We start from the raw sequence: 10,139 nt of genomic DNA, 5'->3' as shown, positions 1-10,139 counted from the left end.
TGGCGGTAGTAGCTGTGGGCGAGGCCGGAGAGGGTGTCGCGCTCCGCCAGCGTGTGCGCGTGGCTCTTGTCGGGGGAGCTCAGCTTGAGCTCGTCGAGCTGTTGGTCGAGCGTGCGGTACTCGCGCAGCACCAGGTTCACGGTGGCACGCAGGGGCACGCCTTCGCTGCTGAACAGCGTGAACTGTTGGCGCACGCTCTCCACCACACCCACGAAGCTGTTGCGCAGCTGACCGCCGCCAAGGCTCAGGGAGTCGCCGGGGAAGTGGCGGTTCCAGCAGAAGGTGACGATCGGCGGTGCGTGGCTGCTCGATTCCACCTTGGCGAGCTGATAGATCTGATCGGTGAGTGAGGTCACCGACGTCGCATCCACCCCCGTGCCGTCCTCCGTGGTGTCGAAGAACAGCTCCACGCTGAGCTTCTCGGCCTGACCGCGGACGAACTGCTGCAGGGGTGCGTCGAGGCCCGGGATCGCGATCTCCCCCAGCTGCACGCCCTTCTCGAGGCTGAATTCCTTCGGATTGAACTGCACCGGGAAGGAGCGCTCGGTCTCCGTGACCTTGCCCTTCGGGTCGACGCGACTCCAACGCGCGATGATGACTGCTAGTTCCGGGTTCGCCATGGTGCTTTCCTACGCCTCGCCTGCCTCATCGCTCCCAGGAGCGGGTGCGCTCCTGGTAGTTGCGCAGGGAGCCTTCCTCCTCCACCCGCGCTTCGCGCTGCTGCTCCTCGCGCAGGGCGGCGCTCACCGCCGCCACGATCTGCGCCAGGGTCTCCGGCGCGAGGGCGGAGGAAGTGCTCATGGCGCGAAACTGGTTGACGACCTTGTCGATGTACACCTGCACTGCGTGGTCTCCTTAGGTGAGTAGGTCGCCGATGCCGCGGGCCGCGCCGCGCACGCCCGTGCCAAGGGCACGCGCACCATCGGCCAGGGCGCCGGCGGCGGAGGAGATCGCGGTGGCGAGTTCGCTGGCGCCACTCATCAGCACCAAGCCCTCGTGCACGATCTCGATGGATTCGATGGCGACGTTGCTTTGTTGCGCGTTGAGCTGGGGTGCCGAGTAGCGGGCGGGCAAGCCGCGCTGGAAGCCCCACACGGTGTGCGGCTCATGGGCGTCGTTCAGCAGCGTGATCACGCCATCCTTGCGCTTAAAGTCGCCGTTCAAGAACCCTTCGAACCACTCCCACAGGGCAGTGCCTCGGGTGACGCCACGCTTGAGCACAATGCGTCCCGGCTGCACCCGCGTCGGGAACTTGAGCACCGTGCCGTTGCGGCCGCCTTCCTCGTATTCGTGAATGTCCAGGGTGGTCTCGAGGCCCGTGCACTCGTTGAACCCGCCCACCGGTTCGTCCAGCACGTTGCGCAGGGTCACGGTGGTAAAGGACTTGGCGAGGGAAGACGCCGAGTCGACGAGGCTCACGGTGAAGTTGAATCCCAGCACGGGATCGTCGCGCTGCATGGGTCAGGCTCCAGTGGTCAAGGACAGGGTGGATTCATTCACGTACAGGGCGTTGTCCTGACGCCCCACGCGCAGCACGATGAACTCCATGGGTTGGCTCGGGGCCACGCCCACCAGTGCGTGGAGGCGGCCATTCGCCCGCGCGTCCGGGGGGTTGTTCTCCTCATCGCACTTGATGAAGTAGGCCTCTTGGGGACTCGCGCCTGCGAGCGCGCCTCCTTGCCACAAGCCGGTGAGTAAGCTCGATAGGCTCTGGATCAGCTTCTGCCGCGTGGCGAAGTGGTTGGGCTCGAACACGGCCCACTGGGTACTCATGTCGATGGCCTTGCGCAGGAACAGCAGGAGCCGACGCACGTTGATGAAGCGCCAGAGGGGATCGCTGCTGAGGGTGCGGGCACCGAGGATGCGCAGGCCCCGCGCGCTGCCTTGGCGCAGCACGTTGATGGCGGCGGCGTTGAGCAATTCGTGCAAGCGGTCATCCACCGTGGCCGTGAGCCCCTGCAGCCAGGGCAACGGGCTATTGGCCGGGGCGCGGTGAACGCCGCGCGCCAGGTCGTGGCGTGCGATACACCCCGCCACGTGCCCGCTCGGCGGGATGGCACGCAGGCTATCGGCATCGCCGGCCGGCTCGATCACGCGCACCCAGGGGTAGTAGAGGGCGGCGTAGCTGGTGTCGAAGCGGCTGCGCCAGGCGCGGATGGCGGCGGTGCCGTTGGCATCGTCGCGGGCGGCGCTCGCCGGCGGATCGAGCAGGGCGAAGCGGTCGCCGCGCTGCTCGCAGTGTTCGACCATGGCCGCCTGCACCTGGGCGATCTGCGCGGCGGTGAATTCCGGCGGCTGCTCGAAGGGTAGGGCGGGCTGGTTCGGCGGCGCCAAGGCTGGCGGCGGCGGCGGGCAGGGTCGGCACGGGTCCGGGTCGGGACGCACCACCGGGGTGTACTCAGGCGCCGGTTGCGGCTGGATCACCACGTCGGGGGCGGCGATGACGGCCACCTCGTCGATATGGTTCAAGGTGCTGAGACCTCGTTGACCCGATGGCTGCGTGGGCGCGCCGAGATCAGTCGCCGACGTTGCACCGATGTAGTCGGTCGGGGTCAGCGCTGCCAGCCCGTCGGCACCGCCCTGAAGGCGTTGCAGGCCGGCCGGCGCGTCCAGCAGGTTGGGTATCGCCGTGGGGGCATCGGCCTCGATCACCACGGCTGGCGCGGGTGCCGGGAGCGGCTGGGCGTCGGCAAGCCGCGTGGGGTAGGTGGGTTTGCGCAGCACGTCGGGCGCGTAGCGCGGCGCCTGCGGGATCTGCTCCAGGGCGTTGGTCTGCTGGATCAGTCGCCCCGCCTCGTACACGTCCAGGCGCCAGGCGAGGCGTTGGATGGTCCACGGGAGATCTGCGTCGAAGCCCTCGAGGGGACGGTCGTAGGGCAGGGCCTGGGTCGGATCCGGATGCACCCAGTAGAGTTGTGAGGTCGCCGCATCGATGTGGCTGATGACGCGCAGGGCCTCGCGCACACCGCCCGCGCCGTCGTCCTGGCGCAGGCGCACGAGTGCGGCGCGCTCGAAGCCCGCGATGGCTGACACCTGTGCACGGTCATCGCGGCCGTGGCCGGGCGAGACCGCGCCTTGCGCGAGCACCTGCGGGATCAACTGCACGCGCAGGGCATCGCCCCACACGCCCGGGCTGGACGCTACCAGGCGCCAGGTGAGCGCACCGACGGTATCGCTCAGCCACAGGCTGGCCGCACGGGCTCGCTGGTCTCCCGTGGCCGCCGTCACGCGCACCACCCAGCAGCGCTCGCCGCCGCCCTCGAAGAAGGCATGCACGGCGTAGGCGAGATAGCCTGCGCCGATGAAGCTGCCGAAGTGCGCTTGGAACTGCCGAAAGGACTGCACCGGCACGGGCTCGTTCACCGGCCCGCGTTCGGCGACACCGACGAAGGCTGCGACGTCCGTGCGCAGGGCGGAGATGCCCGGCGCCGAGGCGTCGACCCGTTCGTAGAAGACTCCCGGCCGCGCGTAAGCGTTCATGCTACGGCTCGAGTTCCATGGTGAGCTTCTCGTGGCACAGCTCCATGCTCTCGATGGCCACTTCGTTGCCCGTGGCGTTGAGTCCCGGGCCGTCGATCTTGTTGATCCACGCGTTCTCGAAGTTCCAGCGGATCACCGGCTCGTGGGCCTCGTTCATCAGCGTGATGCTGCCGTTGCGCCGATCGTCCACGCCGTTGGCGATGTTGGTGAACCAGCGCCAGAGCGTGTCGTCCTGCACGTACCCGCGCTTGAAGCTGAGGTTGTCGTACTTGCGCAGGCCCACGAGCTTGCGCACGTGGTTCTCCGGATCATTGCCCTCGCGGTATTCGGTAGGGTCGCCGTGGGCGGAGAGACCGCCCACTTCCGAGAAGCCTGCGATCGGCGTGTTGTCCATCTCGACGACGAAGTTGAAGCCGCGGAATGGATCGTTGCGATCATTGGTGGCCATGGAGATATGCTCCTGGTGAGGAAAGGGGTTAGCTGTCGGCGTTAGCCGTCCACTGGCCGATGCGGATGATCACGAACTCGGCAGGCCGCACCGGGGCCACACCCACCTCAGCGATCAGGCGCCCGTTGTCGATGTCGGTCTGGGTCATCGTGCTGCGATCGCAGCGAACGAAGAACGCCTCCTCCACGGTGGCTCCCTCGAGGGCGCCGTTGCGCCACACCACCGTCAGGAAGTTGGTGATGGTTCGTCGCACCCGCGCCCAGGTGTCTTCCGCGTTCGGTTCGAACACCACCCACTGCAGGCCCTGATCGAGGGAGTTCTCGAGGAAGATCATCAGGCGACGAACACTGACGTAGCGGTAGGCGGTGTCACTGCTCATGGTGCGAGCGCCCCAGACGCGCAGGGCTCGGTTGGCGTCGCGGAAGTCGGCGGTGACGTTGATTCCGCGCGGGTTGATGATCTCCTGCTCGCCGCGGTTGATCGTGCGCTGCAGGCCCGTGATGCCGCGAACCACGACGTTGGCTGGTGCCTTGTGCACGCCGCGGTCGTTGTCCGTGCGGGCGTAGATGCCGCTGACATGACCGCTCGGCGGTATCGGCACCTGGCGGATGTTGGCGAGGTTTTGCGGCAGGGGCTCGGCGATGGTCAGCCATGGGTGGTAGACGGCGCCGTAGCTCGTGTCGAACTGCTGGCGCTGTTCCTGCACCGCTACCAGGTTGTCGTCGTTGGGGCCGTGGGCGTCGAGTACCGCGAAGCGATAGGCATCGCGCTCGCAGTGATCGATCAGTGCCTGCTGAACCGTGACGCTGCTCTGGCCGGGGATGGCCACGATGGAGATGTCGCGCACGCTGCGCAGGCTGTAGAGGCCCGTGCGCAGCTGTGGCTCATCATCGTCGACGCCCACGTACATTGCATCGCCCATGGTGGCTGGCGAGTCCGCGCCACCGTCCGCGGGGTGACGGGCGGGGCGTTCGAGGCCGCTCGGCAAGGTGTCCGTGAGCGCCTCGGGGCCAAGGCGCACCGCTTCGGCCTCGGCGGCGTCGGCCGCCGTGTCCCGTACGCGGATGTATCGCGATTCGCCTTCAGAGCGGCGATCCCACAAGCGCAGGGCCACGCCGTCGTCATCCGTCTCGTTAGGCGGTGTCCAGGTGGTGCCGAGGATCCGATGCACGTAGTGACGATGGCGGTGGTCCATCGACAGGTGGCGGAAGGTCTCGCTGTCGCGCACCTGGGCGTTGCGCGAGGGGATCGCCGGGTGGGGACGGTCGAGGAGGAACACCGTGAGGGCGAACTCGCGCGAACGCACACCGAGCTGTTGGCCGCCGAGTAGCGCGGTGTTGTGGGCGGCCACCTGGGCCGCGCTCAAGCCAGGGCCATCCAGCTCCACCAGGTTGTTGGCGGCTCGGTCGATGCGCCGCACCTTGAGTGGGTCTCCCACGGGGGCGCCGGTTTGCGCGTCGAGCAGCTCCAGGAGCGTGCCCGCCTCGACGCCGGTGAGGGTGTTCAGGTGCAGCTCCAGCGGCGCGGCGATGCTGGTGAGGCGTGCGCGCGAGGCCAGGCCCTCGGGCTCATCGTTGATGGCGATGAGCAGGCGATTGCCGGCGCTGCCGCGGTCCAAGGCGCGCACTTGTAGCAAGGGCCGTCGCTCGGCGACGGGCTGACCTGCCTCGTGACTCAGGGCCAGGGCTTCGGTCAGGAGGATCTCGCGCGGGCTGGCGTCGGCGGCGTCGGCCGCCAGGCGGTGGTAGTGCACGTCCCCCGAGGCGAGCGTGATGCTGATGAACTCATCTTGCAGATAAGGGGTGGCGGGGTTCGATCCATCGGAGGTGAGCAGTTCGGTGCCAGCCTCCGCAGTGGCCAGCGCCAGCACCAGGTCTTGGCGCCCCGCAACGGGCGTCGGCGCGTGCTGGCGTCGCACCTCGGCGCCGGCCGCGTGCGCCTCCCGCACGGGGGCGGTGAGCACGACGGCGCCGGCGTCCGGTGCGGCGCTGCGTGGGTCGACGATCTCCGCCACGGTCACGTACTCCGCCTCGGGGTCCGCGCCCACACGCAGCACATCGCCGGCGGCCAGCCCGAGGCGATTGTCGAGGCTGAGGACGATGCCGCCCGAAGCGATCGCACCTGTTAGGCGCTTGGCGGACGGGCTGGCGGCGTCGCCCACCGCGACGCCGAGCGGTGGATCGGCCTGGAGGGTGATGCGGCTCAGGGTCTCGTCGACGGCGGCGATGATCGCCGTGTTGGTCGGATCTCCCCCGAAGGCGATCTCCTGGCCGACGTCCAGGCTGGCGACATCATCCAGGTCGATGCTCTGGGGCGCGACGGCGGTGACCGTTCGCTCGTCATCGGCCACCGTGACGGCGCTCGCGAGGGTGCCGAAGGGATAGCTCGCGTAGGCCGGGACGTCGAGGTCGATGGTAGACAGTTGTCCCAGGCGCCGGACTTCCGGTCCAGCCCCGGCGCTGTCGATCACCACCAAGGTGCCGACGATGAAGCCAGCTGGGTCCGTCGCCACGATCAACTCGCCTGCGTTTGCGGCCAGGGCCAAGGTGTCGCTCGCCGCACCGAGGGTGGTGGGATCGAGGGCCGTCACCGGGGTGGCGTCGTCGTGCCCGAAGGCCAGGGGACCGGAGAGCGTCAGGCGCACGAGCGTGCCACCTGCGGTGGCTGCCGCTGTCGCCCGCGCGTACTGCGCGGTGGCCGCTGCAGCGCCGAGCTCCAGCACCACGGACACGGTGGCGAGCCCGGTGAGTGCGGCGGCATCACCGCCGGCATCGACGACGATCTCCGTCGCCCCGCGCTGCGCCGCCGCCGCGAGGGACATCACCCCTCCAGTATTGGGGAATGTCACTGCGTCCGGGGTGCGGGTGAGTTCCTCGATGCTCACGCCAGGCGCGTGGCTGTTGTGCAGCGGCGTGCTCAAGGTGAGGTGTGCCTCGCCAGCGCTCACGCCGCCCACGGCCACCTGGCGATACTCGGCACGGCTGCCGTCGCCGACCCGCAGCCAATCGCCGTCGGCCACGCCACCGGGGTCGAGGGCGTACAGGGCGGGAGGATCCACCGCGGTGCCGCTGCCCTGGGGCACATCGCGCAAGAGTACGCTGGCCGCATCGCCCGCCTGGGCCCGGTCGAAGAGCATCCGATCGGCGTGGCTGGCGCCATCCGGCAGCACGCGGGTGAGGTAGGCACGGCGGCCGCCGTTGGTGAAGTAGCCCTCCACCGCATGGGGCAGGTAGGCGTGCACGTTACCGTCCGGGCTGGTGAATCCGTCGAAGTCCAGCGGGTCGCCGAACACCCGCCGGAAGTCGCCCACCCCTGTGATCAGCACGGGGGTGTCCTCCGGTCCGAATTCAGTACACCCGACGAGACCCGTTGTGCTCGTGCTAACGCCCTCGATAGGGCGCGTGCCCGTGTTGACTTCCTCGACGTAGACACCAGGAGCGCGATACTCAGGCATGGGACTTCTCCGCTCGGCGGGCCATTTCAGCGTCGCCGTAGGTCATTGGGGAAAAACGATGTCATGGTGGTAAGCCGGCTGGTCGTAGTCCGGGCTCAGGAGCTGCACCAGCGGTTGCGGCAAGTCCGCTCGGCTCGAGGTCAGCTCGAATTGGGCGACGCGCGACAGGGGAGGCAGGCGCCAGTCCCCGTGCCCGTCGCTCTGGGTGGCGTACAGGGCGACGCGGTGGTACTCAGGGTCGGCGCCCGAGGAAATCTCCACTGCCGCGGCACCGTCGAAGTCCGTCAGCGCGTCGACGAAGAGGGTCGGATCGGCGCCGAGACCGTCACGGGTCACGCTGTTCTGCGCGCCCGGGTTCTGCACCGTAGCGCGCACGGCGACCGCGCTCGTGGCATGGGAGTAGGCCGTGGGGAACCGCAACGTCACGCGGGCCGACTGGTCATCGGTGGACGCGCCCTCGACACTCGTCACCGGGATGTACTCCGCGCGATCCGCATCGTCCGGGGCGATCGCCAACACATCGTTGGGGCCCAGGTTGACCCGGTCGGAGAGGAGCAGTTGGGTGTCGCCTTCGCTGACGGTGGCGAGCAACCGCTTCTCCTCACCTATCGCGGCTACCAGGTCGACGGCGCGCACTGTAGTGGTGGTGGCGCGCTCGCGGTAGAGGCCCGGCTGCAGGTGCACGAGGGTGGGCGATTCCATCACCGTGATCGGATCCACATCGCGTGGCGGGAAGCTCGGCCACACCCCCGTGATCGCCACGTCGACGCCAGCGAGTGGTGCCCGACCGATCCCCTGTACCCGCATCGCGCGGCCCTGGGCGCGCACCGGTGCCCGGTGCAAGGGCAGGTCCCCGAGGTCGGTGGGGTCGAAGGTGTCCGGGAAAGTTGGGAACGGGCCGATCGCGGCGGCGAGTTGGCGCGTCAGGTAGCGGGCCGCGCTCACCTGTAGCGCCACGGTGGTGGGCGCGGCGTGCAGGTTCGGAAACCGCTTCGCAGGCTGCGCGCTCACGCCCACGATGGCGCCCGGTTTGCTGTGGGTGACCAACTCGGTGTGCGGCGTGGTCACGCGCAAAGGCTGGCGCACCGGTTGTCCCGTCAACTCGTCGAGCATGCGCGCACGCACGAGCGCCCAGCGACGCTCGGCTAGCGCCGCTGGTCTGGGCTCGCAGTACGACCACGAACGCTCACCGACGGTGACGGTGCGTGTGCTCACGGCGTCACCGCCTCGGCCGGCACCTGTGGGCGCGCGATCCCTGGCCGCGCATCCACCGAGGTGACGTCGGCGACCGATGAGGACTCACTGGCGCTATCGACCAGCAGGACGGAGACCTCGTAGGACACGCAGAGGTTGTAGGAGGCCTCCAGGGCGTCCCAGACACGGGTGATCTCCTCCAGGCCCATCGGCTCCCAACGCACGGTGATCCTGGCGTCGCTGCTGGCGAGGTCGTCGCGCAGGCGCACCCCGGTCAGGGTCGGGAGGTCATGAAAGGTCTGCAGCACCTTGCCCACGAACGCCTGTTCGAGGTGAGGCCCTGCGTTGCCGCTCTTCTCGCCGGGCACGATGGGCGTCATCAGGTAGTGCAAGCGCAGAGGCAGGGGGCGCCTGGCCAGGCGGTTTTGGGCGGGCCGCGGACGGGGCTGATTGACCAGATTCTCGTCGCGATCGATGCGGTAGAGCCACACCGACAGACCGGCTTCGTTGGCGTCCGCCATCTCCGGTGGGGTGTTGGCCGTCACCACCATGTCGCCGCCGTCGTTGGGGTTGAAGCACAGGCGTAGATCGGCGTCGGTCTCGAACTGCTCTCGCAGGAGCTCCGTCAGGGTGATGGTGGTGGCGCGTAGGACGGTATGCATGGCGACTAGTTGATCGATGGATGCTGCCGTTCGCAGGGGTTGAGCACGGCGGCGACCAGGGCGCCGGCCAAGTCGCCAGCGGTGCGGTCACCCAAACGCCAGCGGTTCGGGCAGCGCTGCTCGAGCCAGACGTCACCGTTGGCGGCCAGGGCGATCACGGTGACGTCGGGAAACTGCGTCATCAGGTGGTTGACCAAGCTCTCCTTGTCCGGTTGCTCATCGGCGATGACCACGGCATCTGCCTCGTCGGCGCGAAGGGCGAGGAGCACGCTGATGGAATCTGTGGCGTGACCCGTCAGCACGATTCGCTGAGGTTGGGCCGCGCCTAAGACTCGCTCCAGTCTGGCGTCGATCAATGGGTGCTCCCGTACCAACACCCGGATGCCTGCTTGCGCATTCGTCATGGCGGTGATCCTGCGCGGCGTCAGGCGTGTGGCGCCATGGACCTGTTGGGGTAGGCGTGGGACTCGATGGTCCAGGACTCGAAGGGCCCCTCGGTGCTGCTCTGTCAGTACCTTTCGTATCGGAGATAAACGTAAGGAACTGAATCGACTGGTGTGTGGGGTACTGGTTCCCCCAGTACTCCAAGGGTCGTGGAGTCAGGTGTTGCATTCGCAACAAACTGCCTGGTGCGCACGATAGCTAGCCGTTCGGCGGCGCGTGCGAGGCCGCATGAAGGTGGTGGTCAGCCGTTGGCGCTAGGACTAAGTAGCAACCGAGTTTTGTTTGGTGCTAGGGTGATCTGGGCCAGCGCGCCGTGTGCCGCGAGCAGCCCTCCGCCCAACGCTGTTTCCGAGTTTGCCGTTGCCGTTCGTCGGTCAATACGGCATCTGCTGTTCGCGCCACGCGTCGTTCGTGGGCATCAGGATAGGAGCACGCCCCTTCGCCACCCAGGGCAGCA

The 10,139-nt window shown here is 68.2% G+C and carries 9 protein-coding genes; all 9 read right to left on the bottom strand.

The window, feature by feature from the left end:
* On the bottom strand, positions 1 to 620 hold a 620-nt coding region (locus AAF184_22475; GenBank protein MEO0425118.1), incomplete at its 3' end, for a peptidoglycan-binding protein.
* 25 nt (positions 621 to 645) lie between these two features.
* The gene (locus AAF184_22470) at positions 646 to 843 is read right to left on the bottom strand and encodes a hypothetical protein (protein ID MEO0425117.1); all 198 of its coding nucleotides are present in this window, start codon (positions 841 to 843) and stop codon (positions 646 to 648) included.
* Between the two features lie 12 nt (positions 844 to 855).
* Positions 856 to 1,458 carry a phage tail protein gene (locus AAF184_22465; protein MEO0425116.1) on the bottom strand — a complete coding sequence of 201 codons (603 nt, stop codon included), beginning with the start codon at positions 1,456 to 1,458 and terminating at the stop codon, positions 856 to 858.
* A 3-nt stretch (positions 1,459 to 1,461) separates the two neighbouring features.
* Complete coding sequence (locus AAF184_22460) at positions 1,462 to 3,480, bottom strand: phage tail sheath C-terminal domain-containing protein (protein ID MEO0425115.1); 2,019 nt, start codon at positions 3,478 to 3,480, stop codon at positions 1,462 to 1,464.
* 1 nt (position 3,481) lies between these two features.
* Positions 3,482 to 3,928: a phage tail protein gene (locus AAF184_22455; protein ID MEO0425114.1), complete on the bottom strand. Its 447-nt coding sequence runs from the start codon at positions 3,926 to 3,928 to the stop codon at positions 3,482 to 3,484.
* A 28-nt stretch (positions 3,929 to 3,956) separates the two neighbouring features.
* On the bottom strand, positions 3,957 to 7,382 hold the full coding sequence (locus AAF184_22450) for a phage tail sheath subtilisin-like domain-containing protein (GenBank protein ID MEO0425113.1): 3,426 nt from the start codon (positions 7,380 to 7,382) through the stop codon (positions 3,957 to 3,959).
* A 42-nt stretch (positions 7,383 to 7,424) separates the two neighbouring features.
* A complete protein-coding gene (locus AAF184_22445) occupies positions 7,425 to 8,597 on the bottom strand; it encodes a hypothetical protein (GenBank protein ID MEO0425112.1) in 1,173 nt (390 codons plus the stop codon).
* Positions 8,594 to 9,238, bottom strand: coding sequence for a DUF4255 domain-containing protein (locus tag AAF184_22440; protein ID MEO0425111.1), 645 nt, complete (start codon positions 9,236 to 9,238; stop codon positions 8,594 to 8,596). Before AAF184_22440 ends, AAF184_22445 begins: the two co-directional genes overlap by 4 nt.
* A 5-nt stretch (positions 9,239 to 9,243) precedes the next feature.
* Complete coding sequence (locus AAF184_22435) at positions 9,244 to 9,642, bottom strand: hypothetical protein (protein ID MEO0425110.1); 399 nt, start codon at positions 9,640 to 9,642, stop codon at positions 9,244 to 9,246.
* Positions 9,643 to 10,139: the final 497 nt, after the last annotated feature.

The sequence above is a fragment of the Pseudomonadota bacterium genome, assembly GCA_039815145.1.
Taxonomy (GTDB): Bacteria; Pseudomonadota; Gammaproteobacteria; order Steroidobacterales; family JBCBZW01; genus JBCBZW01.
This window is presented reverse-complemented; position numbering and strand designations above follow the sequence as displayed.

Bases quoted from the DNA above. Each gene is read 5' to 3' on its own strand.
- AAF184_22440 (MEO0425111.1), bottom strand. From the start codon at position 9,238: ATGCATACCGTCCTACGCGCCACCACCATCACCCTGACGGAGCTCCTG.
- AAF184_22460 (MEO0425115.1), bottom strand. From the start codon at position 3,480: ATGAACGCTTACGCGCGGCCGGGAGTCTTCTACGAACGGGTCGACGCC.
- AAF184_22435 (MEO0425110.1), bottom strand. From the start codon at position 9,642: ATGACGAATGCGCAAGCAGGCATCCGGGTGTTGGTACGGGAGCACCCA.
- AAF184_22450 (MEO0425113.1), bottom strand. From the start codon at position 7,382: ATGCCTGAGTATCGCGCTCCTGGTGTCTACGTCGAGGAAGTCAACACG.
- AAF184_22455 (MEO0425114.1), bottom strand. From the start codon at position 3,928: ATGGCCACCAATGATCGCAACGATCCATTCCGCGGCTTCAACTTCGTC.
- AAF184_22465 (MEO0425116.1), bottom strand. From the start codon at position 1,458: ATGCAGCGCGACGATCCCGTGCTGGGATTCAACTTCACCGTGAGCCTC.